This is a genomic window from Streptomyces sp. NPDC107654 (assembly GCF_055639035.1).
On the sequence record NZ_JBVKBI010000003.1, the window covers coordinates 318,956 to 344,490 of the forward strand.

At 74.3% G+C, this 25,535-nt stretch carries 24 protein-coding genes and 1 riboswitch; of the genes, 12 read left to right on the plus strand and 12 right to left on the minus strand.

Annotation, left to right across the window (positions count from 1 at the left end; genetic code table 11):
• Nucleotides 1-188: 188 nt before the first annotated feature.
• Nucleotides 189-2,558: a SpoIIE family protein phosphatase gene (locus ACZ7N4_RS07455; protein ID WP_471355131.1), complete on the plus strand. Its 2,370-nt coding sequence runs from the start codon at nt 189-191 to the stop codon at nt 2,556-2,558.
• Between the two features lie 49 nt (nt 2,559-2,607).
• On the opposite strand, the gene ACZ7N4_RS07460 is transcribed toward ACZ7N4_RS07455, so the two are convergent.
• From ACZ7N4_RS07460 to ACZ7N4_RS07470, 3 genes are all read right to left on the minus strand, one after another.
• Nucleotides 2,608-3,120 (minus strand): flavin reductase family protein, encoded by a 513-nt coding sequence (locus tag ACZ7N4_RS07460; RefSeq protein WP_471354811.1) that lies wholly within the window; start codon nt 3,118-3,120, stop codon nt 2,608-2,610.
• 40 nt (nt 3,121-3,160) lie between these two features.
• On the minus strand, nt 3,161-3,886 hold the full coding sequence (locus ACZ7N4_RS07465) for a peptidoglycan-binding protein (RefSeq protein ID WP_471354813.1): 726 nt from the start codon (nt 3,884-3,886) through the stop codon (nt 3,161-3,163).
• A 111-nt stretch (nt 3,887-3,997) separates the two neighbouring features.
• Nucleotides 3,998-4,840, minus strand: coding sequence for an ATP-grasp domain-containing protein (locus tag ACZ7N4_RS07470; protein WP_471354815.1), 843 nt, complete (start codon nt 4,838-4,840; stop codon nt 3,998-4,000).
• Nucleotides 4,841-5,047: 207 nt separating this feature from the next.
• Here ACZ7N4_RS07470 and ACZ7N4_RS07475 point away from each other — a divergent pair, with 207 nt between their 5' ends.
• The 3 genes from ACZ7N4_RS07475 to ACZ7N4_RS07485 all read left to right on the plus strand — a co-directional run bounded on the left by ACZ7N4_RS07475 (nt 5,048) and on the right by ACZ7N4_RS07485 (nt 9,360).
• Nucleotides 5,048-5,809 carry a TetR family transcriptional regulator gene (locus ACZ7N4_RS07475; protein WP_471354817.1) on the plus strand — a complete coding sequence of 254 codons (762 nt, stop codon included), beginning with the start codon at nt 5,048-5,050 and terminating at the stop codon, nt 5,807-5,809.
• A 168-nt stretch (nt 5,810-5,977) separates the two neighbouring features.
• On the plus strand, nt 5,978-6,394 hold the full coding sequence (locus ACZ7N4_RS07480) for a Zn-ribbon domain-containing OB-fold protein (RefSeq protein WP_471354820.1): 417 nt from the start codon (nt 5,978-5,980) through the stop codon (nt 6,392-6,394).
• 200 nt (nt 6,395-6,594) lie between these two features.
• Entirely contained in the window at nt 6,595-9,360 is a 2,766-nt protein-coding gene (locus tag ACZ7N4_RS07485) for a hypothetical protein (protein ID WP_471354822.1), read from the plus strand.
• A 75-nt stretch (nt 9,361-9,435) separates the two neighbouring features.
• Here ACZ7N4_RS07485 and ACZ7N4_RS07490 read toward each other — a convergent pair whose 3' ends face one another.
• Both ACZ7N4_RS07490 and ACZ7N4_RS07495 read right to left on the minus strand, forming a co-directional pair.
• Nucleotides 9,436-9,822: a PPOX class F420-dependent oxidoreductase gene (locus ACZ7N4_RS07490; RefSeq protein ID WP_471354824.1), complete on the minus strand. Its 387-nt coding sequence runs from the start codon at nt 9,820-9,822 to the stop codon at nt 9,436-9,438.
• A 51-nt stretch (nt 9,823-9,873) separates the two neighbouring features.
• On the minus strand, nt 9,874-11,499 hold the full coding sequence (locus ACZ7N4_RS07495; protein ID WP_471354826.1) for a TROVE domain-containing protein: 1,626 nt from the start codon (nt 11,497-11,499) through the stop codon (nt 9,874-9,876).
• Between the two features lie 377 nt (nt 11,500-11,876).
• On the opposite strand from ACZ7N4_RS07495, the gene ACZ7N4_RS07500 reads away from it, so the two are divergent.
• From ACZ7N4_RS07500 to ACZ7N4_RS07510, 3 genes are all read left to right on the plus strand, one after another.
• The gene (locus ACZ7N4_RS07500) at nt 11,877-12,914 is read left to right on the plus strand and encodes a hypothetical protein (RefSeq protein WP_471355133.1); all 1,038 of its coding nucleotides are present in this window, start codon (nt 11,877-11,879) and stop codon (nt 12,912-12,914) included.
• Between the two features lie 62 nt (nt 12,915-12,976).
• A complete protein-coding gene (locus tag ACZ7N4_RS07505; RefSeq protein ID WP_471354828.1) occupies nt 12,977-13,807 on the plus strand; it encodes an SAM-dependent methyltransferase in 831 nt (276 codons plus the stop codon).
• A gap of 135 nt (nt 13,808-13,942) precedes the next feature.
• Entirely contained in the window at nt 13,943-15,319 is a 1,377-nt protein-coding gene (locus ACZ7N4_RS07510) for a S1 family peptidase (protein ID WP_471354830.1), read from the plus strand.
• A 73-nt stretch (nt 15,320-15,392) separates the two neighbouring features.
• On the opposite strand, the gene ACZ7N4_RS07515 is transcribed toward ACZ7N4_RS07510, so the two are convergent.
• Nucleotides 15,393-15,572 (minus strand): hypothetical protein, encoded by a 180-nt coding sequence (locus ACZ7N4_RS07515; RefSeq protein ID WP_471354832.1) that lies wholly within the window; start codon nt 15,570-15,572, stop codon nt 15,393-15,395.
• Nucleotides 15,573-15,678: 106 nt separating this feature from the next.
• The gene (locus ACZ7N4_RS07520) at nt 15,679-16,374 is read right to left on the minus strand and encodes a L,D-transpeptidase family protein (RefSeq protein ID WP_471354834.1); all 696 of its coding nucleotides are present in this window, start codon (nt 16,372-16,374) and stop codon (nt 15,679-15,681) included.
• A gap of 221 nt (nt 16,375-16,595) precedes the next feature.
• On the opposite strand from ACZ7N4_RS07520, the gene ACZ7N4_RS07525 reads away from it, so the two are divergent.
• Complete coding sequence (locus ACZ7N4_RS07525) at nt 16,596-17,984, plus strand: pyridoxal phosphate-dependent decarboxylase family protein (RefSeq protein ID WP_471354836.1); 1,389 nt, start codon at nt 16,596-16,598, stop codon at nt 17,982-17,984.
• 74 nt (nt 17,985-18,058) lie between these two features.
• Here the strand turns inward: ACZ7N4_RS07525 and ACZ7N4_RS07530 are convergent, their stop codons facing one another.
• The 5 genes from ACZ7N4_RS07530 to ACZ7N4_RS07550 form a co-directional block, all read right to left on the minus strand.
• The gene (locus ACZ7N4_RS07530) at nt 18,059-18,847 is read right to left on the minus strand and encodes an SDR family NAD(P)-dependent oxidoreductase (protein WP_471354838.1); all 789 of its coding nucleotides are present in this window, start codon (nt 18,845-18,847) and stop codon (nt 18,059-18,061) included.
• Between the two features lie 96 nt (nt 18,848-18,943).
• A complete protein-coding gene (locus ACZ7N4_RS07535; RefSeq protein ID WP_471354841.1) occupies nt 18,944-19,858 on the minus strand; it encodes an SDR family oxidoreductase in 915 nt (304 codons plus the stop codon).
• Nucleotides 19,859-19,958: 100 nt separating this feature from the next.
• Nucleotides 19,959-20,588 (minus strand): MBL fold metallo-hydrolase, encoded by a 630-nt coding sequence (locus tag ACZ7N4_RS07540; protein WP_471354843.1) that lies wholly within the window; start codon nt 20,586-20,588, stop codon nt 19,959-19,961.
• Nucleotides 20,588-21,676, minus strand: coding sequence for an S-(hydroxymethyl)mycothiol dehydrogenase (locus tag ACZ7N4_RS07545; protein WP_471354844.1), 1,089 nt, complete (start codon nt 21,674-21,676; stop codon nt 20,588-20,590). Before ACZ7N4_RS07545 ends, ACZ7N4_RS07540 begins: the two co-directional genes overlap by 1 nt.
• Nucleotides 21,677-21,849: 173 nt before the next feature.
• Nucleotides 21,850-22,152, minus strand: a complete 303-nt coding sequence (locus ACZ7N4_RS07550; RefSeq protein ID WP_467922338.1) for a hypothetical protein — start codon at nt 22,150-22,152, stop codon at nt 21,850-21,852.
• A 172-nt stretch (nt 22,153-22,324) separates the two neighbouring features.
• Here ACZ7N4_RS07550 and ACZ7N4_RS07555 point away from each other — a divergent pair, with 172 nt between their 5' ends.
• The 4 genes from ACZ7N4_RS07555 to ACZ7N4_RS07570 all read left to right on the plus strand — a co-directional run bounded on the left by ACZ7N4_RS07555 (nt 22,325) and on the right by ACZ7N4_RS07570 (nt 25,533).
• The gene (locus ACZ7N4_RS07555; RefSeq protein ID WP_471354847.1) at nt 22,325-22,690 is read left to right on the plus strand and encodes a nuclear transport factor 2 family protein; all 366 of its coding nucleotides are present in this window, start codon (nt 22,325-22,327) and stop codon (nt 22,688-22,690) included.
• 101 nt (nt 22,691-22,791) lie between these two features.
• A riboswitch (ZMP/ZTP riboswitch) is annotated at nt 22,792-22,872 on the plus strand.
• Between the two features lie 25 nt (nt 22,873-22,897).
• Nucleotides 22,898-23,746, plus strand: coding sequence for a bifunctional 5,10-methylenetetrahydrofolate dehydrogenase/5,10-methenyltetrahydrofolate cyclohydrolase (locus ACZ7N4_RS07560; RefSeq protein ID WP_471354849.1), 849 nt, complete (start codon nt 22,898-22,900; stop codon nt 23,744-23,746).
• Nucleotides 23,747-23,874: 128 nt separating this feature from the next.
• Nucleotides 23,875-24,039 (plus strand): hypothetical protein, encoded by a 165-nt coding sequence (locus ACZ7N4_RS07565; RefSeq protein ID WP_471354851.1) that lies wholly within the window; start codon nt 23,875-23,877, stop codon nt 24,037-24,039.
• A gap of 264 nt (nt 24,040-24,303) precedes the next feature.
• A complete protein-coding gene (locus ACZ7N4_RS07570; protein ID WP_471355135.1) occupies nt 24,304-25,533 on the plus strand; it encodes a glycosyltransferase in 1,230 nt (409 codons plus the stop codon).
• Nucleotides 25,534-25,535: the final 2 nt, after the last annotated feature.

Sequence of the window (25,535 nt, forward strand, 5' to 3'; positions counted from 1 at the left end):
TGCGCAGGTCCCCCGAGGGGGGTGTCGTCCGAAGGTCACGGGAATCCCGACTCGGCAGACGAGTGATCGAACGGCCCCATGTGTGCAATGCTCAACGCGTGACGAGCGAGTCTCTGCCCCCGGTGGACCGCGACGCCGGCGCGGAGCTGGCGGCGCTGGCCAAGGTCGTCGCCCGGCAGCGCGTGGAGATGGAACGGCTGAGGGACCTGGCCGCGACCTCGGCCGTCCTGGAGCGGGCCAAGGGCGTGCTGATGGCCGTCACCGGCTGCACCCCGGACGCGGCCCACGACGAGCTGGCGCAGCGCGCCCGGGACGGTAACCGCACCCTCCTCGAACAGTGCTGGCTCACCCTGGGCGCCCTGCCGCCCAGGACACCGCCCGCAGCCCCGGCCTCGCCGCCGCCCGCCGCCCTGGCCTCGCCGCCGCCCGCCGCCCTCGGACCCGTCACCGCCGGCGGCCGCTCCGGCCCCGCCGGGAGTCCCACGGCCGGCACCACGGACCTGGCGGACGTACTCGCCTGGATCGGCCGCGACCTGGTCCCGGTCGGCTCGCCGCAGGAACTCGCCGGCTGCCTGCTGAGCCACCTGAAGCCCGAGGCCGGCGCCGACGCGGTCATGCTGTACGAGCGGCTGCCCGAGGGCGGCCTGGGGCTCATCGGGTGCGCCGGCATCGAGCCCGCCCTCGCCGCCCAGTGGCGCCACGTGCCCCCGCTGACCGGCGTGCCCGCGCTGGGCGTCGTACGGTCCGGGGAAGCCGTCTGGCTGGACGACCTCGCCGCGGACCGCAGCCGGTACCTGCTCATCGGGGATCCCCCGGAGAGGTGGCTCAGCCGGGCCTGGCTGCCCGTGCCGGCCGGGGACGCCGCGCACGTCGCCCTCGGGGTGCTGCGTCGGCGGAGCGGGCCGTTCACACCGCGTGAGCGGGAGCTGCTGCGGGCCGTGGCCCGGCTGTCCGCGGGCCGGCTGCGCGCCTTCGACAGCCCGCGCAACGGGGCGCCCGGCGATGTCGCCCAGACCGTGCAGGCGGTGTTCGACGCGCTGCCGGGCGCGGTCATCCTGCTGACCCCGCTGCGCGCCTCCTCCGGCGAGGTGGAGGACTACCGCATCGACGCCGCCACCGCGGAGGCGGTCGACGTGTTCGGCCGGACCGGCCGGGAGATGGTCGGCTCGCACATCCTGGAGAGCTACCCGTCCGTCGCGGGCGAACCGCTGTGGCAGGGCTATCTGCGGGCGTTGCAGACCGGCCTCCCCTTCGAGGGCGAACCGTTCGCCTACCAGGACGTGGTCGACGACGTGCCGGTGACCGCCACCTACACGGTGCGGGCGGCACCGCTCGGCGAGGGCCTGGTGGTGACCTGGCTGCGGCACGACCCGGCGGAGCGGCAGGAGCAGCGCCTCTCCGATGTCCAGCGGCTCGGCAACCTGGGCTGGGCGAACTGGAACCTGCTCACGCAGGAGGCGTCCTGGGCCGCGCAGACGTACGCCGTGCTCGGCCGGCACCCCGGGCAGGGGCCGGTGCCGCTGGAGGAACTGCCGGGCCTGGTCGTGCCGGAGGACACCGGGCCGCTGGCCCGCGCGATCGACGGACTGGTGTGCGAGGGGCGGCCGTTCGACGCGCCGTTCCGCATCGAGGCGCCCACGGGTGTCCGGCACCTGCGGATGGTCGCGGAGGCCGTCAACGCACCCGACGGGACCCCGGTCGAGGTGCACAGCTTCGTCCAGGACCTCACCGCGCAGCGCAGCGCGGAACTCGCGCTGGTGGAGAGCGAACGCGCGATGCTCCTGCAGCGCGGCATCCTCCAGGCCGAGCGGGCCCTGGCGGCCCGGCTGCAGCACGCCCTGCTCCCGCTGCCGAGCAAGCCCGTCCAGCTGGCCGGGCTGCGTGTCGAGGTCGCCTACCTGCCCGCGCAGTCCGGCATCCACGTCGGCGGCGACTGGTTCAGCGCCATCGAACTGCCCAACTCCGACGCGCTGTTCGTGGTCGGTGACGTGGCGGGCCACGGCATCGACGCGGTGGCCACCATGGCCCAGCTGAGATTCACCGCGAAGGGCATGGTCAGCACCGGCTCCTCGCTCACCGGGGCACTGGCGCGGCTCAACCAGCTGCTGCTGCACTCCCGCGACAGCCAGACCACCGCCACCATGGTGCTGGCCCGCTACGACCCCGACCGGCACGTCCTGGCCTGGGCGCAGGCCGGGCACCCGCCGCCGCTGCTGGTGCGCGGGGGCGAGGTGCGCTTCCTCGACCGGCCGGGCGGCATGCTGCTCGGCGCGATGTCCGCGCCCGACTACGAGTCGCTGGAACTGCGGCTGGAACCCGGTGACCGGCTGCTGCTCTACACCGACGGCCTGGTCGAACGCCCCGGCGAGGGCCTCGACGCGGGCTTCGACCGGCTGGCCGAGGCGGTGCGCACGCACGGCTCCGGCGGGTCCGACTCCCTGGAGGCCGTGCTCGCGACGATGCTGGCGGACGAACGGCGGGACGACGTGTGCGTGCTGGACATCCGGATGCCCCTGGAGGCAGTGCAGGACGCGGCGGAGGGCACGGCCGGCGGCTGAGGACGCCACCCGGACCGGGCCGGCCACTCGGCCGACCCGGCCGGGCCGCTCAGTCGGCGGGGTGGCCGGCGTCGATGGTGACGGCGTCGGAGAGCCGCAGCAGCGGCCCGCCCCGCCCTTCGCCCCACTGGACCGGGTCCAGCACGAAACCCACGTGGTCTCCGCCGTCGGTGCGGTGCAGGATCGTGCCGACGAACCAGGCCGCCGCGTCCTGGAGGACGAGGGCGCCGCCGTGCTCCTCCCGCCAGTCGAGCCCGACGAACTTGTCGGTCTCGTCGCCCGTCTCGCCGCCGAAGACTTCCGCGAGGTCCCGCTGGTCGCGGGTGAGCAGATGGACGGCGAGGTACTGGGCGGCGCGGGCGACCCGGTAGGTGTGGTTGGCCTTGGAGAGCCACACGGTGAACCGGAGCGGCTCGATGGAGCACTGCGAGGCGAACCCGACGAGGCAGCCGGCGCGCTCGCCGCCGGCCACCACGGTGACGACGCACATGTCCGGGTCGAGCCGTTGGAAGAAGGCGCTCAGCTCCACCGTCCGGCCGCGCGTACCGTTTTCCTCCGCCATGCCGCTGCACTCCCGTCCGTCGTCGCTCGGTTCCGTCCGCTCATGCATCGTCGCCGAAGCCGGTCCGGGACTCCAGTGCGCGGCGCGTGTCGTCGCCGTACACGCCTCTCTCGTCGCCGCTGATGCCGTACCAGAGCTGGAAGCGGGCCACGGCCTCGGTGAGCGTGACGTCGTAGGTGCCGCTCGCGGAGCCGCCGCGGTAGACGTCCGGGACGCGCAGCAGGCGCTGCTGGAGTTCGGTGACGTCGGGGCCGGTGTCTCCCTGGCGGAGGACGCCGGGGCCGTCGGGGTCGGTCGCGGCGGAGGGGGCGGTCGATGCGGTGGGAGCCGGAGCGGCGGCCGGCGGGGCTTGTGTGGCCGAGGCGGGCGAGGACGCGGTCGCGTCGGCCTGCCGGCGGCCGGGGAGCAGCAGCGCGCCGCCGAAGCCGAGGAGTGCGGCCGCCGCCACGGCCACGACGACGGTCCGACGCCGCCCTGGGCGGGGGGCGGGGGTGGCCGCGGCGGGACCGGCGGTGGGTGCGGGCGGCCGTTGCCGGGTGCGGGCCTCGGCGAAGGGCTCGGCGAGGGGCTCATACCGCACCGGGCCGGGCGTCAGGGGGCCGGACGCCGAGGGATCGGACGCCCCGGGGCCGGGCGTCACGGCGGGGTCGGGCCGGAAGTCGCGCATCAGCTCGGCGAGGGCGTCGAAGTGGCGGAGCCGTACGACCCGGATGGGCTCCGGGAGCGGTTCCGGTGGCGGCCGCCGGGGGTCGGGAGGTGTCGGCACCTGGCTCTCCTTCCGTCCCTCGGCACGGGGGCCTCCACGGCCCCGCGCTCAGATACGGCGCCCGTCGCCACCCCGTTCAGCGCCCCCGTTCCCGTGGACCCGGGTCCCTGGTCAGGCCCGGCTGAGCGCTCCCTGCGCGAACCGGTTCAGGGACGCCGTGAACGCGGTGACGAAGGCATCCCTGGCCTCCTCCTCCAGCGCGTCCAGGGAGAGGTAGGGGTTCAGGTCCTCCAGTTCGACCAGCAGCAGGCCGCCGTCGGGGGCGCGGCAGGCGTCGACGCGCTGGATGCCGTGGCCGAGGTCGTTCCAGTCGATGAACCGGCGCGCGAACTCCAGGTCGGCGGCGGTGGCCGCGTACGGCTTCAGCTCCCAGCGGCGCCGGGGGTCGGGGGCGTACAGGGCGTACTGGAAGTCGTCGTCGACGAAGTAGAAGGACACCTCGTAGGCGAAGTCGACGCAGGGCTGGATCAGGACGTCCCCGGCGGTGTGCCCGGCGAGCCGGCCGGCGGGGACGATCCGCAGGCCGAGGGAGTCCGCGCCGAGCTTGGGCTTCACCACGTACCGCGAGGCGGCCGGGAGCCGGTCCACGTCCTCGACCCGGTCGACGGTCGGGATCACGGGGTAGCCGGCGGCGGTCAGATCGAGCAGGTACTGCTTGCCGGCCATGTCGGCCTTCCCGGTGAGCGGGTTGTACACCCGGGTGCCGGCGGCGAGCGCCCGGGCGCGGAAGTCGTCGTATTCCCTCCGGTAGCCGAGGACGGGGCCGCTGTTGCGGACGACGACGGTGTCGAATCCGTCCATCAGGGCCGCCGCGTCCAGCGGATGGCACAGGGCGAGGTCGAAGTGGGTGCGCAGCCGGGAGGTGAGGAGGATGTCCTCGTCGCAGTAGCGGCGCCCGCGGGCCTCGTACGCCAGGTCGGTGACGTAGAGCAGACGGGGACGGGCGGCGGACATGGGACTCCTCGGGGGCGGTACCGGCTGCTGCTGCGGTGGCGGTGGCGGAGAAAGGTTACGCCGCGGGGTGCCGGGGCTTTTCGTCGCCCTCGGTGACCGCCCGCGGGACGTGGTGCCGGTTACGTCCGGAAGCACTCAGTTCCCTCGTGGGAGGGCTCTCGCTGCACTGAGTGTCAGGAGACCGGTTCGGGTGCTACGTTCCCGTTCATGAGCTCCAGCAGCGCGGTGCCGGCCGCGAAGCCGCCGATCCGGGACGCCCTGGTGGCGGCGGCCTTCCGGCTCTTCCTGGAACGCGGGTACGAGCAGACCACGGTGGACGACATCGTGGCACTGGCCGGGGTCGGCCGGCGTTCCTTCTTCCGCTACTTCCCCTCCAAGGAGGATGTGGTCTTCCCCGACCACGAGCGCTGTCTGGCCGAGATGACCGCCTTCCTCGCGGCGGGCGGCGCCGAGCACGAGCCGGTGCGGCGGGTGTGCGACGCGGCCCGGCTGGTACTGCGGATGTACGCCGAGAACCCCACCTTCTCCGTGCAGCGCTACCGCCTCACCCGTGAGGTGCCGGGCCTGCGCGCCTACGAGCTGTCGGTGGTGTGGCGCTACGAGCGCGCGCTCGCCGAGTACCTGCGCGCGCGGTTCGCGGGGCGGCCGGACGGGACCCTGCGCGCCGACGTGATCGCGGCCGCGGTCGTCGCCGCGCACAACAACGCGCTGCGTTCCTGGCTGCGGTCGGACGGCAAGGGGGACCCGGGTGCGGCGGTGGACCACGCCCTCGGGTACGTGCAGATGACGTTCGGCCGCTCGACGGCAGCGCCCACGCCGGCCATGGCCACGGCGGCCGTGTGGGCCGGCCCCGCCGGCGCCGGCGACGCGGCGGGGCGGTCCGACGACGTGGTCGTGCTGGTGTCCCGCCGGGACGCCCCGCTGTGGCGGGTGGTGCAGGAACTGGAGACGGCACTCGGCCGCGCCTGACCCTCGTCCGGAGCCGCCGATGACGAATTCCGGGTACGCAGTGCCTTTACGAGTGACACTCAGTGCCATACTCTGTCGGCGTGCACGGTGGCACGGCAACCGTGCGCACGCGTGCGCGGTCCGCGCCGGGCACGCGGGATTCCGGCCGAGCGCAGGGAGTTGACCAGCGTGTACCACCACTCAGCAAGCACCTCGCATCCGACGGCCGGTTCCGCGGCGGGTGTGCTCGATCCCGCCGCCGCGGACTCCAGGGACGCCATCCTCTTCCAGCGCTGCACCTGGTGCGGCACCGCGATGTACCACCGACTGCTGTGTCCGGTCTGCCAGGGCAGCGAGCTGTGCACGGAGCGCAGCGAGGGCGTCGGCACGGTCCGCCACTCCACCGTGGTGCACCGCAACACACCGGCGGCGCGCAATGTGTCGCTGATAGAGATGGCCGAGGGGTTCGTCGTACGGGGCCGGGTCATGGGCCCGCCGGTCGGCATCCACAGCGGCGACCGGGTGCGGTTGTCCACGGCCAAGGACCCGGTACGCGGCGAGCCCGTCTTCCAGTTGCTGGACGAGCCGTACCGGGCCTGGACCTGACCGGCGTACCCCGCTGAGCACCCTGCCGCCCGGCCGCCTCGCCCCAGTCTTCGCACCCGGCCGGATCCGGTCCCTCCCTCCACGGTGTGATCCACCACCCCGCCGTCACAGGCAACCCACGGTCCCCGCTTTCCATCCTCCGGGAGCGAGGGGCTCCCGGGACGGCCGGGACGTCCGTGGTCGGGGTTCGAGGAGGAACTGTGGTCCGTGCCCGGCGCATATGGGTGACCGCCGCCGCGTTGCTCGCGGTGGCGGGAGCATCCCCGGGGGTGGCAGTCGCCCACGCCCAACCACCCGGCGGCACAGGGGCGTTGGCGGCCGACGGTGGCGCGCCGCTGCCGTCGGGGTGGCGGCTGGCCGGTGGGGGGCCGACGCCGCAGCTGGTGTGGCGGTCGGACCGGCGGGTGCCGATGGGGGACGCGCGGGTCGAATTCCGTGCGGGAGGAAGGCTGTTGGGCGTGCCGCGGCCGGCCGCGGACGGGCGCACCTTCCGGCTGCCGCTCGCCGGACGCCGGGCCGCCGTCCCGCACGGGCTGGAAGTGTGGTCCGGCGGACGTCGGTTGGACGAGCGGGAGGCGTCCGGTGCCGCGTCGGCGGCCCGGCTGCCTGCGCCGCTGCCGGCGAACGGCGTGGACCCGGGCAAGCCGGGCGCGTTCCGTACCACGACCGGCGAGTACGGGCTGAAGTCGGTCAGGCTGCCGGGCTTCCCGGCACCGGTGGAGATGCGCGCGGTGGTCGTCGCCCCGGTCGGCGCGTCCGGCAAGCGCCCGCTGGCGTTGTTCCTGCACGGCCGGCACGTCACCTGCTACAAGGGGCGCGAGGACGTCGCCGGTGCCTGGCCCTGCCCGGCCGGTACCAGGCCGGTGCCCAGTCACCGCGGCTATCTGCGGGACCAGAAGCTGCTCGCCTCCCAGGGCTATGTCACCGTGTCGGTCTCGGCCAACGGGATCAACGGGCAGGACTTCGCGGCCGAGGACGGCGGCGCGCAGGCCCGGTCGTCGCTGGTGCGGCTGCACCTGGCCCACTGGGCCGAGTGGGCCGAACACCCCGCAACCGCGCCGAAGGCGGTCCGTCAGGCGCCCCGCGCCGGTCTGTCCCGGGTGCTGCTGGTCGGGCACTCGCGGGGCGGCGAGGGCGTCAACCGGGCCGCGCTGGACAGTCTCGCCCCGCCGCCCGCCGGACAGGACGGCTACCACGGGCCGGTGCGCTGGAACGTCCGCGGCACCGTCCTCATCGGCCCGACCGTCTTCGGCCAGAACCCGGTACCGGACGTGCCGTCGGTGACGATCCTGCCGGGCTGTGACGGCGACGTCTCCGACCTGCAGGGCGAGGTGTACGTCGACGGCACGCGCGGGGTCGGCAACGGCACCGCGCTGCACAGCGCGGTGTACGTCATCGGCGCCAACCACAACTTCTTCAACTCGGAGTGGACGCCGGGCCAGTCCGCCGCCCCCTCCGAGGACGACTTCTCCGACGACCCGCGGCACCACGACCCGGTGTGCGGCAAGCGGGCCCCGACCCGGCTCACCGCCGACCAGCAGCACCGGGCCGGTTCGACGTACATCGCCGCCGCGGCGCGGCTGTTCCTCGCCGGGGACGACCGGGTCCGGCCGCTGCTGGACGGCTCCGGGAAGCGGGCACCGTCGGCGGACCCGGCCCGGGTGCTGAGCCACGCGGTGGGGGCCCGCCGGGGCGGCGGGTTCCTGCCGGACGGCGGGGTGTCGGTGACCGGCGGCAGGCTGTGCTCCGCGGTCGATCCGAGTCCGGCCGAGGCGTGCCTGGGAACGGGTGCCAGGGGTGCCTCGCCGCACTTCGCGCAGTGGGAGACCGACCGGGAGGCGGGCCGGCACGCGATCGCGCTGCGCTGGACCCGCGCCGGCACCCCGGCCCGGGTGACCGCGAAGAAGCCGGTGTCGCTGTCCGGGGCCAAGGCGCTGGCGCTGCGGCTGTTCGTGCCGCCGAACACGGGGGCCGCGCCGCTGGACGTGTCGCTGACCGACGCGTCCGGCAGGAAGGCGAAGCTCGGCCGGATCACGCCCGCCGGACTGCCCGGCAGTGAGCGGACCGCCTCCTACTGGGCGCGGGAGATCCGCGTCCCGCTGACCGCGGCCCGCCGCGCCGGGCTCGACCTGCGCTCGGTCACGTCCCTGGAGCTGACACCGCGTTCGGGATCCGGGCGGGCCTGGCTGATGGACGCGTGGGGCTGGCGGCCCGGGACGCCCGCGGTGCGGACGGAGGCGCTGCCGCGCGTGGACGTCGGCCGCAGGACCGTGGACGAGGGTGACGCGGGTGTGCGCACCTATCGGGTTCCCGTCCGGGTGACGGGCCGGGGCGGCAGCGGCCAGGTCCGGGTGTACGTCGTCGACCCGGTCACCGGGAAGGCCACGGACCGGCTGGTGACGGTGCGTCCGGGCGGTCAGGACATCGACGTACCGGTCGAGGTGAAGGGCGACACCCGCTACGGCGCCGACGTGTCGTACGACGTGCTGGTGAAGGCGGTCCGCGGCGCGGTCGTCGGTTCCCACCGGGGCGGGATCACCGTCCACGACGACGATCCGGCGCCTGAGATGACCGTGACGCCGGTCGCCGGCGCGGTGACCGAGGGGCAGCCGCTGAAGTGGCGGCTGTCGCTGTCGGAGGCGGTGGACGTCGACATGGGCGCGCTGTTCGCGGTCGCTCCGGCCACCGCTCCGGAGTTGTCCACCAAGGACGTTCCGGCGAACTGGCTGCGCGACATGACCGGGGAGAAGCCCGATCCCGAGCGCCCGCTGTCCAAGCTGTCCGGGCTGTATCTGTGGGTGGACGTCCCGGCGGGACGGACCAGCGCCGACATCACCCTGCCCACGGTGAAGGACCGGGTCCGGGAGGCCACGGAGTCGGTGCGGTTCCGGGAGGTCGACCCGCAGTCCGGGGAACCGCGGACCGGCGGCCTCGAACTGGCGGGTTCGGTGCGCGACGCGTCGTAGGACGCCGGGACCCGGATCCCGTCGCAGGACGCCGGGATCCGCGTGTCCCCCACCCCGCCGGCGCCCGGGTGGCTCTCACTCCGCGAGGGTCACCCGGATGCCGACCGTGCCGTCCAGGCCGCGCCGGAGCCGGCTGCCCAGCAGGGTGAGGCGGCCGAGGATGCCGTACTTGCGGGCGATGAGGGTCCGGTAGCGGGCGGTGGTGGCCGCGTCGGTGATCTCCGCGGTGGCCGGGAGCTGGTCACCGGTGGGGTTGCCGCGCAGGTCGCAGGGGCCGACGAGGACGTCGGCGCGGCGCCGGATCCGCTTGACCTTCCCGCTGTCGGCGGCCGTCCACGCCCCGAGGGTGCCGCCGTCCCGGACCACCCAGACCGGGGTGGCGACGGGGGCGCCGTTCTTGCGGTAGGTGGTCACCAGCAGGTACTTGCCGGTGCCGAGCCGTTCGAGCCGCGTGTCGTCCATGTCCGCAGTCTAGGAGGCGGCCCGCCGCGCGCGTGGCCGTCGGCCGGCCGGCTACGAGGCCGTCTCCTTCGCCTCGGGCCGGTTCGCGGTCCACGGCCACGCGGACTCCCGGCCCGCCTCGATGAGGCCGACCATCCGGAACGCGGCGTCCGTGAGGCCGCCGAAGGTGTGCCGGTGGGGGCCCGTGGGACCGTGGGCGGGCTGGTACCCCGCCAGGTTCCACGTGTAGACGGGGATGTCGGCCGGGACCGGTTCGGGCGGCCCGCCGGGACTGCAGGGAGCGGCCTGCTCGTCGGTGACGATCAGGCCCCGGTCGTGTTCCCGGTAATGGGTGCGCACCGCCTTCGTGGTGTGGGTGCCGCCGAGCGCGTGGAACCGTTTCAGCACCTCCAGGACCGGCTCGCCCGGCTCGAACGGCACCTCCGCGCTGCGCCAGCCGAACTCCACCAGATCCGCCCGCTCGGCGCGCATGGCCAGCGCGGTACCGAACACGGCCGCCGCGTCCGCCCGAGTCAGCCGGGACCGCTCGGAGACGGTGTCCCAGAACATGGAGTCCGACCGGTCCACCAGGATCAGGGTCCGGCCGGGCAGGGCCGGTACGTTGGCCAGCGAGTGGCCCAGTGCCCGTTCCAGTGCCGCTGCCCAGCGCTGCGACGGCGCGTGCCGGTGGGCGGCCAGGTAGCGGATGGGGAACTGCCGGGACCGGGCGACCTCGGAGGCGTCCGAGAGCCGTGCGGCGACCCGGGCCGCGACGTCGTCCGAGATCCCCGCCTCGTCGAAGTTCCGCAGGTTCCGCAGGAGCGCCATCGGCGCCATCGTGGGGATCACGGCTTCCCAGACGGCGGCGTCCATCGGTCCGTGGAGCCAGCCCGCCAGGGCCTCCCACGTCATGCCCGCCGCGGCCAGCCGCTCGGGGCCGTCCGGCGCGGTCACCACGGTCCGCCGCTCCCCCACTGCCGTCCCGGTCAGCGCCCGGTGGGCGGTCAGCAGGTGGTCGGAGGCCGGCGGTACCGCCTGCTCCGGGTGGTGGCGGCGGTCCAGGGCGTAGCGGAAGAGCGCGGCCTGCCAGGGCTTCTCCGGGTCGGGGGAGGCGTGGACCAGATTGAGCACGTCACCGAAGCGGAAGCTCCTGGACGGGGTGTCGTACTTGAGCAGGGACCGGGACGTGTACAGCCGGCGTACGGCGTCGGCGAGGCCCCGCTTGACGGGCTGCGGCACGTTCCGCCCGTGGACCGAGATCCAGTGGGCGAGCAGTTCGCCGGGCTCGTCGGCGCGCTGGAGCACCGAGTCGATCACTGACCGGTTGGACGGGCCTCCGGTCGCCCCGGCCCGGAGCCGGGCTCGTACGTACGCGGCGGCGCCCACCAGGGACGCCGTGCGCATGTTGCCCTCGTCGCGGAGCCAGCGCAGCAGGCCGGCCGTCCAGACCGGGTCCTGGACGGCGAGTTCGCCGACGAGGCGGGTGTACCGGTCGTCCCGGTCCTCGGCGCTCTCGTAGAAGGTCTCCTGGGAGACGAAGTTGCCGACGGCGAGGAGGAACAGCTCGTCGCGGGGCTCCCGGACGAAGGCGGGGCCGCCCTCGTGGGTGCGGACGTCCTGCGGGGCGGGTTCGTGAGGGAGCCGTGGTGGGTGCGGGGAGCGGGCGGCCGCCGCCGAAACGTGCGGGGCGACGAGCATCTCGGGCCAGATCTTGGAGACGCGTGGGGTGTGACGAGGCAGCGAATCCCCCGGATTCGAGAGTGGGGACGGCCCCGGCCGAAGGGGCCGGCGGAGTGGGTGAGGACGCCCGCGCCTGCCGAGATCAGAAGAGGCGGCGGCGTCACTTGGTTGTCAGAGGAAGGAGCCGCAGCCGGGCGCATCGGAGGCGCGGTCGCGATGCCAGCCTACAAGGGCCACCGGGCCGCGCACCAGCGCATTACGTCCGCCTCCCGGCCGACGGTCGTGTGCGGAGGGCGGCCGGTGCGGGGGGGCGCGGTGCCGGAGGAGGGAACGCGGGTAGACGGATGGGGAGTCGGTGAGACGCACGACCGTGACGTGGGCGGAGGGCTGTGAACGTGGACGGAGGCGGGGCCTGCGGGGCGCGGGAACCGTGGGCGGCGGTGGGCCGCGTCCTGGAGGTCGCCTGTGACGAGTCGGGGTCGGACGGGCAGAACCTGGTCGGCGGGAACACCGAGGTGTTCGCGCACGCGAGCGTGGCCCTGCCGGTGGAGGCGGCCCTGGAGTGCGTCGCGGAGGTCCGGCGCCGGATCCGCTCGCCCGCCGAGGAGTACAAGGCGGGTCACCTGCTGCGCGGGAAACACCGGGCGGTGCTGGTGTGGCTGCTGGCCGAGGGCGGGCCGGTGCACGGGCGGGCCCATGTGCACCTGACGGACAAGGCGTTCCTGGTCGTGGACCGGGTCGTGGGGCTGCTGTCCGCCGACCCGGAGGACGCCGTCGCCCTGTACCGGCACGGGCCGGAGCTCTTCGGTGCCGGGCGGTGGCGGGAGTTCCTGGTGGCCGCCAACGCACTGCTGCGGGTGGGTCCGGGCGGGTCCGAGGACGCGACCGGGGAGGCGTTCTTCACGGTCGTCGACCGGCTCGTACGGTCGGCTCCCGGATCCGGGGCCGCGGCGGTCCTCGGCCGGGTGGCCGCCGGCCGGTCGCGGGCGGAGGACTACCGGGCCCGGATGCGGGCGCTGCCGGCCCTCTTCCCGGTACTCGATCCGCTGTTCCCGGCGGTCCGGCACACGGCCGCGTACTGGAGCGCGGGCGGGCGGCCGGTGGTGCTCGTGCACGACCGGCAGAACGCGCTGACGCCGGGGCGGATCGCCCGGATCGTGCAGTCCGCGCGGCGGGACGGGATCGCGCTGGCCGGACTGCGGCTGGTCGACTCCCGGGACGACGCCCGGGTGCAGATCGCCGACTTCCTGGCCGGGGCCGCCCGCAGGATCGCCTCGGACGAGCTGGCCGGTGTGGGTGATCCGGAGCTGACGGACCGTCTGCGCCCCTACGTGAGTGCGCAGTCGGTGTGGAGCGACGCGCGCAGCTGGGCGCGGCTCGCTCCGGGCGCGGAAATCCCGGGCCGGTCGGCGGAGATCGACTCGGGCGTCTAGATTGCGTGCTGCACGGTGTTCCTCCCGCAGGTTCTCCCTCAGGTATCCAGGAGCTGACCCACGTGACCGACAACCCGGCAGCCACCAACGACGTGGCCGCGTCGCTGCGCGCCCGTATCAACACCGGCCAGCCGCACACCGCCCGGATCTGGAACTACTGGCTGGGCGGCAAGGACAACTACGAGGTCGACCGTGCGGCCGGCGACCAGATCCGGCAACTGCACCCGGGGATCGGGGAGTACGCGCGCGCCGACCGGCGCTTCCTGGGCCGGGCCGTGCGCCATCTGGCCGGCGAGGTGGGCATCCGGCAGTTCCTGGACATCGGCACCGGGTTGCCCACCGCCGACAACACGCACGAGGTGGCGCAGCGGATCGCGCCGGAGTCCCGGATCGTGTACGTCGACAACGACCCGCTCGTCCTGGCGCACGCGCGTGCCCTGCTGACCAGCACGCCGGAGGGCCGTACCGACTATCTGGACGAGGATCTGCGCAATGTCGACGCGATACTCGAACACGCCGCGAAGACCCTGGACTTCAGTGAGCCGGTGGCGTTGATGCTGCTCGGCGTGGTCATCTTCGTCGGTGACGAGGAGGATCCGTACGGCCTGGTGCGGCAGTTGACGGACCGGCTGCCCGCGGGCAGCCATCTGGTGCTGTCGCACACCGTCACCAGCCCGTCGATGCCGGACGTGGACGAGGCGGTGAAGTTCTGGAACGAGCACGGCACTCCGAAGCTGACGCAGCGCACGCCGGAGGACGTGGCCCGGTTCTTCGACGGTCTGGAGCTGCTGGAGCCGGGTGTGGTGTCGTGCTCGCGGTGGCGCCCGGAGCACGGTGCCGGGGCCGAGCCGGAGGAGGTCGCGATGTTCGGCGGGGTCGCCCGCAAGAACTGACCGGGTGCGGGAGTCCGCCGCCGGTGAACGCCGTGGCCCCGGGCGCCGTATGGAGGTGCGGGCCCTCGACGGTACGGGGGCCTCGCGGTGCCGGTACGGGCAGCGCGCGTTCGGGTTCGGCTTCGGGAGCCATGCATGCGGCACGCACGACGACGGGTCGTCCGGCGAGTGACACGGCTGGCGGCGGTCGGCGGTCTCCTCCTGGGGGGTGCGATGGTCACCCAGGCGGCCATGGCGAGCGAGACGCCTCCCGCCTCCGCCAGCCCGCTCGCCGCCAGGGGCGACACGGGTGCCGCGCTCGCGGCGCGGCTCGGCACCGCCCGTACGGCGGGCAGCTGGATCGGTGCGGACGGGCGTCCGGTGGTGGCGGTGACCGACGCGACGGCTGCGCGGGAGGTGCGGCGGGCCGGGGCCGAGGCGAAGGTCGTCCCGCACAGCATGGACGAGCTGAAGTCGGCGACGGCGACGCTGCGTTCGGCTCCCCGGGTGCCGGGCACGGCGTGGGCGGTGGACTACCGGACCAACCGGGTGGTGGTGCGGGCGGACCGCACGGTGTCCGCCGGTGACTGGTCCCGGCTGAGCCGGGTCGCCGCGGGGATCGGCGGGTTCGTGCACATGGAGCGGACGAAGGGCGCGTTCACCACACGGCTGAACGGCGCCCAGCCGATCCTGTCGACGGGCGGTCGCTGCTCGGCGGGGTTCAACGTCACCAACGGGCAGTCGGAGTTCATCCTGACGGCCGGGCACTGCGGGCCGTCGGGGTCCACCTGGTTCGCCGGCAACCAGGGGAACCGGCAGCTCGGCACGACGGTGAACAGCGCGTTCCCGGGCAGTGACTTCTCGCTCGTGCAGTACGACGGCGGCAAGGCGGGGGCGGGTGCCGACGTCGTCGCGATCGGCGGCGGCAAGGGGGTGCGGATCACCGGGGCCGCCGATCCGGCGGTCGGGCAGCGGGTGTTCCGCAGCGGCAGCACCAGCGGTCTGCACGACGGCCAGGTCACCGCGCTGAACGCGACCGTCAACTACCCGGAGGGCACGGTCACCGGGCTCATCGAGACGAACGTGTGCGCCGAACCGGGGGACAGCGGAGGCCCGATGTTCTCCGAGGGTGTGGCGCTCGGTGTCACCTCGGGCGGCAACGGCGACTGCACGACGGGCGGGACGACGTTCTTCCAGCCGGTGACCAAGGCCCTGACGGCGCTCGGGGTCCGGCTGATCGTGTCGGCGCAGAACGCGGGCGGCGCCCCTGGCGGCACCCCCTCCCCCGCGCCGTCGGCGGCCGGGGCCCAGGGCGCGATGGCCCCCAGCGCGGCCTCGCCGGGCTCCTCGGCACCGGTGACGGGCGCGTCGGAGGGCAGCACCCTGCTGGCGCGGCTGACGGACACCCGGAACGTCGGGCCGGGGCTGCTGGTCATCGCGGGCAGCCTGATCGCGCTGGTCGCGACCCGGTACATCCGGGCCGAGCAGGACCGCAAGGCGTATCAGCGGCACTACTCGGCGACGTGGGGCTGAGCGGACGGGAAGGGCACGACGACAGGGGCACCCGTACACTCACGGGTGCCCCTGATGCGGTGCGCGGGGTCGGTCAGGCCGCCCGGTGCGGGGCCGCGGCGGCCCACTCCATCACGAGGCGCTGGTACTCCGCGCGCTGCTCGGTGGTCAGTGTCCCGCCCGACCGGCGCCACAGGGCCCGGATCTCCTCGTTGACCTCCGCGGCCGATCGCTCGGAGACGGCTTCAACAGTGGTGGACATGCTGTGAAGCATATGCCGACCGAGGTGAAGACGCTGTGAGTAAGTATCCGCAATCCGGACATTGCGGACCGTGTTGCTCATCACGTCAACGCGCCGACCTCGCATGTCGACCACCGGCTCAGGTGCCCGGCTTCCGGCCGTACACGAAGACGTCGTCGCCGTTCCTCAGCAGGGACCAGTACTTCTTGGCGTCCGTGGTGGTCATGTTGACGCAGCCGTGCGAACCCGGCGGGTTCCACATGCTCAGGCCCACCGAGTGGAAGGCCTGGCCGCCGTCGAAGAACTGGCTGTAGGGCATCGGCACGTCGTAGATGGTCGAACGGTGGTCGATGTCACGCCAGTAGATCTTCTTCAGGCCGGTGCGGGTCTCGTAGCCGTCGCGTCCGGTGCGCACCGGCACGGGGCCGAAGACGAGCCGGCTGCCGTCCTGGATCCAGCTGAGCTGGAGCGTGAGGTTCACGCAGGCGATCCGGCCCTTGTTCACCGGGCACTTGCCGTCCCGGTTCGGCTTGTTCCCGACGGCCTTCTGCTTGTTCATGAGATCCATCACACCCCAGGTGACGGGGCCGGCGTAGCCGATGTTCGGTGTGATGCCGTGCTTGTTCTGGAAGGCCTGGACGGCCCGGCAGTCGGCGGCGGACTGCCTGCCGTCGACCGGCCGGCCCAGGAACTTCTCCACCTGCTTCTGGTACGGCCCCGTCCGCGTGGTGCAGCTCGCGGCCTGCGCCGGCGTCGCGGTCAGCGCGAGCGCGAGCGGCGCCACCAGTCCCGTGACGCCCAGCGCTACCACGCCTCGTCTGCGTATTGCCCCCATGGCGGCCTCTTCCCCTTCGCCTTGTGCCGGTTCGTTCGCCCGGGCCTCCCCGGTGCTCTCCAGCGATTCCCTCGGTCTGTGACTACTAGACCCGGCTGGGCGGGGCAGGGTTGTGGTTTCGGTCAGGCTGTGACGAAACGGTGAACTTCAGGCCGTGACGCCCCCGGTGGAGAAACGGGGTACCAGGTGTCCGGCGGTCGCTCCGGTCTACGCTGCGGCGCATGCACCGCACGCTCGCCGGTGATCTCGCCCGGCTCCCCGAACTGCTGCAGGCCGCCCGTGATCTCGCCGCCCGGGAGGTGACCGGGCTGGCCGAGCGACCGGTCGCCGCGCCCGGGCCGGTGCCCGGGCGGGATCCTCTCCCGGAGGGGGGTGCGGGCGGTGACGGCGCGCTCGCCCGGTTCGCCGAGCGGTGGGCGCCCGGCTTCTCCGGCTCCGCCGGTCCGCGCTACCTCGGCTTCGTCACCGGAGGCGCGACGCCCGCGGCCGTGGCCGGGGACTGGCTGACGTCCGCGTTCGACCAGAACCTGTCCGGGGCGGGCGGGTCCTGGGCGCAGGAGCTGGAGCGGGAGACGGTGGCGTGGCTGCGGGAGCTGTTCGGGCTGGGCGAGGCGCACAGCGGGGCGTTCGTGACGGGCGCGACCATGTCCAACACGGTCGGTCTGGCGATCGGCCGGGAGTGGGCCGGTGAGCGGCTGGGCGTGGACGTCTCCCGGGCGGGCACCGCCGCGCTGGGCCCGCTCGACGTGCTCTCGGGCAGCCCCCACTCCAGCATCACGAAGGCGATGTCCGTACTGGGCCTGGGCCGGGACCGGCTGCGGCAGGTCCCGCTGCTGCCCGGCAATCGCGAGGCCGTCGACGTGACCGCGCTGGAGGCGGCGCTGGCCGAGCGGGCGGGCCGGCCGGTGGTCGTGGTCGCGAACGCGGGCACCGTGAACACCGTCGACTTCGACGATCTGCGGGCGATCGCGGCGCTGAAGGAGCGGTACGACTTCTGGCTGCACGTGGACGCGGCGTTCGGTGCCTTCGCGGCGCTCTCCCCGGAGCACGCCGCGCTGGTCGACGGACTGGACTCGGCCGACTCGGTCTGCGTGGACCTGCACAAGTGGCTCAACGTCCCCTATGACGCGGCCGTCCAGTTCACCCGGCGGCGCGATCTGCAGGTGACGGTGTTCCACAACGCCTCCCCGTACCTGGGCCTGCCCGAGAGCGAACCGGAGTTCCTGCATCTGACCCCGGAGAACTCGCGCCGGCTGCGGGCCCTGCCGGCCTGGTTCTCACTGGTGGCGTACGGGCGCTCCGGGCACCGGGAGATCGTGGAACGCAACGTGGCCCTGGCCCGCGTGCTCGGCGCGGGCATCGACGCGCTGCCGGGCCTGCGCCTGTTGGCCCCGGTCCGGCTCAACGTGGTGTGCTTCACCCTCGCCGCGGACCCCTCGCCTGAGCGGGTGGCGGCGCTGGCCCGGGCGGTCGCGGCGTCCGGCGAGGCCTATGTGACCCCGACGGTGTACGGCGGGGTGCCCGGGCTGCGCGCGGCGTTCAGCAACTGGCGCACCACCCAGGCCGATACCGAGCGGGTGCTGCGGGCACTGGCGGCGGCCTCGGGCTGAGCGCGGTCGGGACGCCGTACGCGGGCCGGCGAGGACGTCGTGCGCGCCGCGCGCGAGGCCGGTGCCGGCGGCGGTCAGGAGCGTCGTACGGCCGCGTGGAAGCCGGTGTTGACGGCGGTGAGGCCACCGTCGACCACGAGGGTGGTGCCGGTGATCCAGGCGGCGTCACGGGAGGCGAGGAAGGCGACCGCGGCGGCGATGTCCTCCGGTTCGCCGACCCGGCCGAGCGGGTACAGGGCGCGGACGGCGTCGAGGTCGTCCTCGCGTCCTTCCCACGCCGAGGTGCGGACCGTGCCCGGCACCACGAGGTTGACCCGGACGCCCCGGGCCGCCGCGTGCCCGGCGAGGGTCCGGGTGAGGGAGGCGAGACCGGCCTTGGCGGCGCTGTAGGCGTGGTTGCCGAAGTCCTGCAGGCCGTTGACGGAGCCGATGCTCACGATCGCCCCGCGGCCGGAGGCGGCGAGGTGGGGCAGCGCGGCCCGGCAGCAGCGGTGGGCGCCGGTGAGGGTGATGTCGAGGTCGCGTGCCCAGGAGTCGTCGGCGTCCTCCTCGTAGCGCGGTGCGTCCGGGGTGCAGTGGGCGGCGCAGTTGACCAGCACGTCGAGGGAGCCGAACGCGGTGACGGCGCGGTCGACGGCCGCCTCCACGGCGGTGCGGTCGGCCACGTCGCAGGCGAACGCCTCGGCGGTGCGGCCCTCCCGGCGCAGCGCGGCGGCGGTCCGCTCGGCTTCCGGCAGGTCCCGGTCGGTGACCAGCACCCGGCCGCCCTCCTCGGCGACGCGCCGGGCGACGGCCGCGCCGATGCCGCGGCCGCCGCCCGTGACGAGAACTCCGTGCCCCGCGAACCGTGTCGGATCAGTCATGGGCCGACGGTACGGCTCCCCGGGCCCGGTTTCACCGGTACGGAGCCGGGTCCGACGGGATCCGGTGACGTCCGGCACCGGTACGGCGCCGGGTTCTCACCGGTATCCGGTGACATCGGCCGGCCTGCCCGCGTCCCGCACCTCGACCAGGTACCGCCAGGCGTCCGGCCGGCTGCCGTCGAGGTCGGTGAAGCCGTACGCCCGCGCCAGGCCACCGCTGGAGAGGGACCGCCCGTTGAACCGGGACACGTCCGGGTCGGCGGCCAGGGCGGCGACGGCCCGGCCGGTGAAGCGGGGGGTCTCGGAGATGGCGAAGTGGGGCTCGCGTTCCAGGGCGTCGCGCCAGTTCTCCTCGCGGACGCCGAACGCTTCGAGCATGATCTCCGAGCGCATCCAGCCCGGGGTCAGCGCCACGGCCGTCGCGCCGCGCGGGCCGAGTTCGTGGCCGAGGGCGAAGGCCATGCGCAGGACGGACGCCTTGGCGAGGTCGTAGAAGAAGTTCACGCGGTAGGTGTCGCGGTTGTAGTCGGCGGTGCCGTCGGTGACCTCCACGACCAGCCCGCCGGGGTGGCGCAGCAGCAGCGGCAGCGCGTGGTGGCTGGTGACGGCGTGGGTCTCGACGGCCAGGCGGAGGAGCCGGAGCCCCTTGTCGAGGTCGTGCTCCCAGACGGGGGTGTCCCACGCGAAGAGCTTCTCGCCGCCCCAGATGTCGTTGACGAGTACGTCGAGGCGGCCCCGCTCGTCCGCGACGCGGTCCACGAGGTCGCGTACGGCGGTCCTGTCCAGGTGGTCGGCGGGCACGGCGATGCCCCGTCCGCCGGCCGCGGTGACGAGGTCGGCGGTGTCCTCGACGGTCTCGGGGCGGTCGTACTCGGAGCGGCGGGCGCGGGTGCTGCGCCCGGTGACGTAGACGGTGGCGCCGGCCGCGCCGAGTTCCACGGCGATGCCGCGGCCCGCGCCCCGGGTCGCCCCGGCGACCAGCGCCACCCTGCCTTCCAGCGGTCCTGACATGTCCGGCCTCCGTGCGTGCGATGTGTGCGATGTGCTGTCGTGCTCACTGTCGCCGGGAAGCCGGACATCCTCTGTCGGTTTTCGCGGGGCGTTCCGTGGCTCAGTGGCCGCGGGCGATCCACTCCTCCAGGTGGGGTGCCTCGGCGCCGACGGTGGTGGCGTCCCCGTGCCCGGTGAGGACCTTGGTCTCCGGGGGGAGGGTGAGGAGGCGGTTGCGGATGGAGTCGATGATCGTCGGGAAGTGGGAGTAGGAGCGTCCGGTGGCACCGGGGCCGCCCTGGAAGAGGGTGTCGCCCGTGAAGACGGTGCCGAGTCCGGGGTCGTACAGGCAGACGGCGCCCGGGGCGTGACCGGGGGTGTGCAGGACGGTGAGGTCGGCGCCGGCGGCCTCGATGACCTGGCCGTCGAGCAGGTGCCGGTCGGGGTCGCGGTGGGGGTGGGTCTGCTTCCACAGCGGCAGGTCGTCGGGGTGCAGCCAGATGGTGGCGCCCGTCAGATCGGCGAGTTCCGGGGCGGCGTTGACGTGGTCGTTGTGGGCGTGGGTGCACACGATGGCGATGAGGCGCCGGCCGGCGACGGCGCGGGCGATGGCCTCGGCGTCGTGGGCGGCGTCGATGACGATCACCTCGCGCTCGTCGCCGACGATCCACACGTTGTTCTCGACGTCCCAGGTGCCGCCGTCGAGGGTGAACTGCCCGGAGGTGACGAGGCGTTCGATGCGTACGGTCATCAGAACACCACCACCGAACGCAGTACGTCCCCGTGGTGCATCCGCTCGAACGCCTGCTCCACCTGGTCGAGTCGGACGGTCTCGGTGACGAACGCGTCGAGCGGCAGGCGGCCTTGCAGATGGAGGTCGATCAGCATGGGGAAGTCCCGGGTGGGCAGACAGTCGCCGTACCAGCTGGACTTCAGGGCGCCACCGCGGCCGAACACGTCCAGCAGGGGCAGTTCGAGCTTCATCTCGGGGGTGGGCACGCCGACGAGGACGACGGTGCCGGCGAGGTCGCGGGCGTAGAAAGCCTGTCGGTACGTCTCCGGGCGGCCGACGGCCTCGATGACGACGTCGGCCCCGAAGCCGCCGGTCAGCTCGCGGATCGCCTCGACCGGGTCGGTCTCCTTGGAGTTGACCGTGTGGGTGGCGCCCAGCGTGCGGGCCTTGTCCAGCTTGCGGCCGTCGATGTCCACGGCGATGATCCTCGCCGCGCCGGCCAGGCTCGCCCCGGCGATCGCCGCGCCGCCGACTCCGCCGCAGCCGATGACGGCGACCGAGTCGCCGCGGCCGACAGCCCCGGTGTTGATCGCTGCGCCGATACCGGCCATCACCCCGCAGCCGAGGAGGCCCGCGACCGCCGGGGAGACGGCCGGGTCGACCTTGGTGCACTGGCCGGCCGCGACGAGCGTCTTCTCGGCGAAGGCGCCGATCCCCAGCGCCGGGGACAGCTCCCGGCCGGTGGCGGCGAGAGTCATCCTCTGCCGCGCGTTGTGGGTGTCGAAGCAGTACCAGGGCCGGCCGCGCAGACAGGCCCTGCACTGCCCGCACACGGCACGCCAGTTGAGGATCACGAAGTCACCGGGGGCGACGTCCGTGACGCCCTCGCCGACGGACTCCACGACACCGGCGGCCTCGTGGCCGAGCAGGAAGGGGAAGTCGTCCGAGATTCCACCCTGCTTGTAGTGCAGATCGGTGTGACAGACCCCGCAGGCCTGGACGCGTACGACGGCTTCGCCGGGCCCCGGGTCCGGCACCACGATCGTCTCGACCCGTACGGGCTCGTCCTTGCCCGGTGCGATCACGCCGCGCACTTCCTGCGCCATCGTCTGGTCCCTTCCCTCGGTTGCCTTCCGGGCCGACCCTACGCGCGACCGATCGGTAGCGGGACGGACCACGAGGGTGATCGTGGATCTTTCCGCCAGGGGACGCCGGCACCGCCCGCGCACAGCGGTGAGGGCCGCCCCGGCCGGGGCGGCCCTCACCTCGCGAAGTCTCGTCAGTGGATGGCGCCGACCAGTCCGAGCAGGGGCGCCGCGGGCGCGATGACCTGCTCCAGCTGGTTCAGCTGGTTCAGCTCACGGAGGTGCTTCAGCTCCCCCACCTGCTCGGAGACCCGCGGGACACGGTCCCGCTGCGGTGCGGGGATGTCACCGCCGGCGAGCGAGTCCAGCGTGGTCAGCACGCCGAGCTTCCCGACGAGCGGTGTGCCGGTGTCCGCCGCGTTCGCCTGCGGTGCGGCGAGACCGGCGATCCCGGCGGCCAGTCCGACGGCGGCGGCGATACGTCGTGTTGAGATCATGTCCTCAGCAACGGCGGCGGGCCCCCGACGGACACGGGCGGCGGGCCGCGCTCACCCGTGAGGCGGAGCGCGGCGGCAGCGCTTGCCGTGGCCGCCGGGGCGGAGGAGTCTCGGAGAGGGGGCCCGTGAGGCCCGCTCCCGGTCGGGCCGCGGGCACCTGAAGGAGGTCACCATGGGTACCACCACGGGGTCCGGTTTCGACACCGAGACACTGCGCCGGGCCATCGAGGGGAACACCGGCAACAACCTGCTGTCGCTCTACGCGGACGACGCGGAGATCCGCATCGTCGACCGCAACAACCAGCCCAGCCACCCGACGGTCCTGCACGGCCGGGGCCAGATCGCCGAGTTGCTGGACGACGTCTACAGCCGCGACATGACGCACAGGCTGGACCAGTGCGTCGTGCAGGGCGACCGTGCCGCCTACAGCGAGTCCTGCGAGTACGCGGACGGCACCCGGGTCCTGGTCGAGTCGATGGTCACCCTGCGGGACGGCAAGATCGCCGACCAGCTCATCATCCAGGCCTGGGACGAGTAGACCGGCGGCGGACGGGGCCGGCACCGGCGGCAAGGGCGCACGGGTCCGGATCGGCTGACCTGGACCTTCTCGGCGCGGGCCGGGCCGGCTCGGTTACGCTGTCCCCGGGCCGTGACTGGCGCTGAGGTGGAGCACCACCGGGGAGCGGTCCGTGGTGGTTGCCGCGCGCCTGGGCGAGAGAGTCGATCCAGCCCAGGAGTGTGCAGCATGACCCAGGCCCGTCTCATGGACGGCACCGCGCTCGCCCGCCGCACGGTCGAGAAGACCGCGCGGAAGGCCGCCGGCCTCACCGAGCGCACCGGCACCGCGCCCTGCCTCGCGACCGTGCTGGTCGGCGAGGACCCGGCCTCCGTGACGTACGTCCGCATGAAGCAGAACCGCTGCCGCAAGGCCGGCATCGAGTCCCGGCACGTGGCCCTTCCCGCGGCCACCACGACCGCCGAACTCGTCGGCGTGCTGCGGGACTTGTCGGCCGATCCGGGTGTGCACGGGATCCTGCTGCAGCACCCGGTGGGCGACCACGTCGACGAACGGGCCGCGTTCGAGGCGATCGCGCCGGAGAAGGACGTGGACGGCGTCACCTTCGCCTCGTTCGCCACGATGAGCTTCGGGCTGCCGGGGTTCGTCTCCTGCACGCCGGGCGGCATCGTGCGGCTGCTGGACGAGTACGGCGTCGATCCGTCGGGGAAGCGGGCCGTGGTGGTGGGCCGCAGCGCGATCCTCGGCAAGCCGGCGGGGATGCTCCTGCTGGCCCGGGACGCGACCGTGACGTACTGCCACTCGCGCACCCGGGACCTGTCGGCGGCGGTCCGCGATGCGGACATCGTCGTGGCCGCGGTCGGCCGGCCGCGGCTGATCCGCGGGCAGGACATCAAGCCGGGCGCGGTCGTGGTCGACGCGGGCTACAACCCGGGCAACGTCGGCGACGTCGACTTCGACTCGGCCGTGGAACGGGCCTCGTTGATCACTCCGGTGCCGGGCGGGGTCGGTCCGATGACCATCGCCACGCTGCTGGAGCAGACCGTGGAGGCCGCCACCCGGCAACTCGGGGCCTGAGCGGAGCGGGGCGCGGGGGCGGGGGCGGTGAGGACGCAAGGGGGGCGGCGGGGGCCGTGGGGACGCAAGGGGCGGGGGGCCGTGGGGATGCAAGGGGGCAGGGCAGCGCATCCAGGTGCTGCCCCCCCATGACGTCCCGTGCCCGCACCCCGGCCTCCGGGGCGGCTCTCGGGAAGGCGGCCTCCGGGGCCGACGAGCACTCGACGTGGGCGGCGTCCGCCCTCGTCGCCGGGCCGGGGACGCAGGCGTCGGGCGGGCTCGGCACGGCCGGGCGGGCGGGAACGGGGGCGTAGGCGTCCGGCGGGCTCAGCGCGACCGGGCGGGCGGGAACGGGGACGCACGCGTCCGGCGGGCTCGGCACGGCCGGGCGGCGCGGTGGTCCTGGTGGCGGTGGCCGCCGCCCGGCGCGGGCCGTCCGGCCCGGGACCACCTCTGGTCGGCGCCGCCCGTGCCGGCCCGCAACGCCAGGGAAGTGCCCTTGCCGGTACCGGGGTTGTGCGCGTCCAGGCACGGCCCGGCGTGGAACGGCCATACTGGCCGTCGTGCGCGTTGCCATCATGACGGCGGGTTCCCGGGGTGACGCCGCCCCCTACACCGGGCTCGGACACCGGCTCGCCCGGGCCGGGCACGAGGTCACCCTGGTCACACACGGGCGCTTCGCACCGCTGGTGACCGGGTCGGGGGTGCGGTTCCACGAGCTGCCGGTGGATCCGCGGGCGGAGCTGGAGTCCCCGCGTGGCCGAGGCCTGCACCGCAGTACGAGCGACGCCGGAAAGCTGCTGCGCGTGGTGGCCCTGGCGCGGCGCCTGGCGGGACGGCTGACCGAGGACCTGGTGGCCGCGGCGCGGGACAGCGACGTCCTGCTGCTGTCCGCCTCCCTGGCCCCGCTCGGGCACACGATCGCCGAGGGGCTGTGCCTGCCGAGCCTCGGCGTGTATCTCCAACCTCTGGCCGCCACCCGGGAGTTCGCCCCCGCGATGCTCGGCGTCGGCTCCTGGGGCGGGCCGGTCAACCGGCTCGCCGGGCAGGGGGTGGGCGTGGCCGTGGAGCACGTCTTCGCCGGTGCCGTCCCGGCCCTGCGGGAACGGCTCGGCCTTCCCCCGCTGCGGACCGGTGCGGCGCGGCGCGCGCGGGAGCGGCGGAACTGGCCGGTGCACCACGGCTTCAGCCCGCTGGTGGTGCCCCGGCCCGGGGACTGGCGGGCGGGTCTGGAGGTGGGCGGTTACTGGTGGCCGTACGACGGTGAACGACGACTCCCCGCGGAACTGCGGGAGTTCCTCGGCGCCGGGCCGCCGCCGGTGTTCGTCGGGCTGGGCAGCGCCACCGTGCCGGATGCCGGGCGGCTCAGCGCGCGGGTGGTGGCGGCGCTGCGCCGGGCCGGGCTGCGCGGGGTGATCCAGCGCGGCTGGGGCGGCCTGGCGGCGGACGGGGACGACATGCTGACCATCGACGAGGTGCCGCACTCGCTGCTGTTCCCGGAGATGGCCGCCGTGGTCCACCACGCGGGCGCGGGCACCACGGCGGCCGGGCTGCGCGCCGGGGTGCCGGCCGTGCCGGTGCCGGTCCAGTTCGACGCGGGTTTCTGGTCCGCCCGGCTGGTCGCGCTCGGGGTCGCCCCGGCCGTCGTACCGCTGCGCCGCCTGAGCGTGGACGCGCTGGCCGCGGCGCTGGTGCGGGCCAGCCGGGAGCCGGCGTACCGGCGGCGCGCCCGCGCCCTGGGTGCGCTTGTCCGGGCCGAGGACGGCGCCGCGCCGGTGCTGGCCGCGCTGGACCGGCTGGGCGGCTGAGG

What these genes read in the sequence shown, in the direction of transcription:
- ACZ7N4_RS07545 (WP_471354844.1), bottom strand. Translation starts at nt 21,676, where the DNA reads ATGGCGCAGGAAGTGCGCGGCGTGATCGCACCGGGCAAGGACGAGCCC.
- ACZ7N4_RS07560 (WP_471354849.1), top strand. Translation starts at nt 22,898, where the DNA reads ATGACCCAGGCCCGTCTCATGGACGGCACCGCGCTCGCCCGCCGCACG.
- ACZ7N4_RS07570 (WP_471355135.1), top strand. Translation starts at nt 24,304, where the DNA reads ATGACGGCGGGTTCCCGGGGTGACGCCGCCCCCTACACCGGGCTCGGA.
- ACZ7N4_RS07530 (WP_471354838.1), bottom strand. Translation starts at nt 18,847, where the DNA reads ATGACTGATCCGACACGGTTCGCGGGGCACGGAGTTCTCGTCACGGGC.
- ACZ7N4_RS07475 (WP_471354817.1), top strand. Translation starts at nt 5,048, where the DNA reads ATGAGCTCCAGCAGCGCGGTGCCGGCCGCGAAGCCGCCGATCCGGGAC.
- ACZ7N4_RS07525 (WP_471354836.1), top strand. Translation starts at nt 16,596, where the DNA reads ATGCACCGCACGCTCGCCGGTGATCTCGCCCGGCTCCCCGAACTGCTG.
- ACZ7N4_RS07555 (WP_471354847.1), top strand. Translation starts at nt 22,325, where the DNA reads ATGGGTACCACCACGGGGTCCGGTTTCGACACCGAGACACTGCGCCGG.
- ACZ7N4_RS07510 (WP_471354830.1), top strand. Translation starts at nt 13,943, where the DNA reads ATGCGGCACGCACGACGACGGGTCGTCCGGCGAGTGACACGGCTGGCG.
- ACZ7N4_RS07515 (WP_471354832.1), bottom strand. Translation starts at nt 15,572, where the DNA reads ATGCTTCACAGCATGTCCACCACTGTTGAAGCCGTCTCCGAGCGATCG.
- ACZ7N4_RS07455 (WP_471355131.1), top strand. Translation starts at nt 189, where the DNA reads ATGGAACGGCTGAGGGACCTGGCCGCGACCTCGGCCGTCCTGGAGCGG.
- ACZ7N4_RS07520 (WP_471354834.1), bottom strand. Translation starts at nt 16,374, where the DNA reads ATGGGGGCAATACGCAGACGAGGCGTGGTAGCGCTGGGCGTCACGGGA.
- ACZ7N4_RS07490 (WP_471354824.1), bottom strand. Translation starts at nt 9,822, where the DNA reads ATGGACGACACGCGGCTCGAACGGCTCGGCACCGGCAAGTACCTGCTG.
- ACZ7N4_RS07495 (WP_471354826.1), bottom strand. Translation starts at nt 11,499, where the DNA reads ATGCTCGTCGCCCCGCACGTTTCGGCGGCGGCCGCCCGCTCCCCGCAC.
- ACZ7N4_RS07470 (WP_471354815.1), bottom strand. Translation starts at nt 4,840, where the DNA reads ATGTCCGCCGCCCGTCCCCGTCTGCTCTACGTCACCGACCTGGCGTAC.
- ACZ7N4_RS07535 (WP_471354841.1), bottom strand. Translation starts at nt 19,858, where the DNA reads ATGTCAGGACCGCTGGAAGGCAGGGTGGCGCTGGTCGCCGGGGCGACC.
- ACZ7N4_RS07540 (WP_471354843.1), bottom strand. Translation starts at nt 20,588, where the DNA reads ATGACCGTACGCATCGAACGCCTCGTCACCTCCGGGCAGTTCACCCTC.
- ACZ7N4_RS07565 (WP_471354851.1), top strand. Translation starts at nt 23,875, where the DNA reads ATGACGTCCCGTGCCCGCACCCCGGCCTCCGGGGCGGCTCTCGGGAAG.
- ACZ7N4_RS07550 (WP_467922338.1), bottom strand. Translation starts at nt 22,152, where the DNA reads ATGATCTCAACACGACGTATCGCCGCCGCCGTCGGACTGGCCGCCGGG.
- ACZ7N4_RS07460 (WP_471354811.1), bottom strand. Translation starts at nt 3,120, where the DNA reads ATGGCGGAGGAAAACGGTACGCGCGGCCGGACGGTGGAGCTGAGCGCC.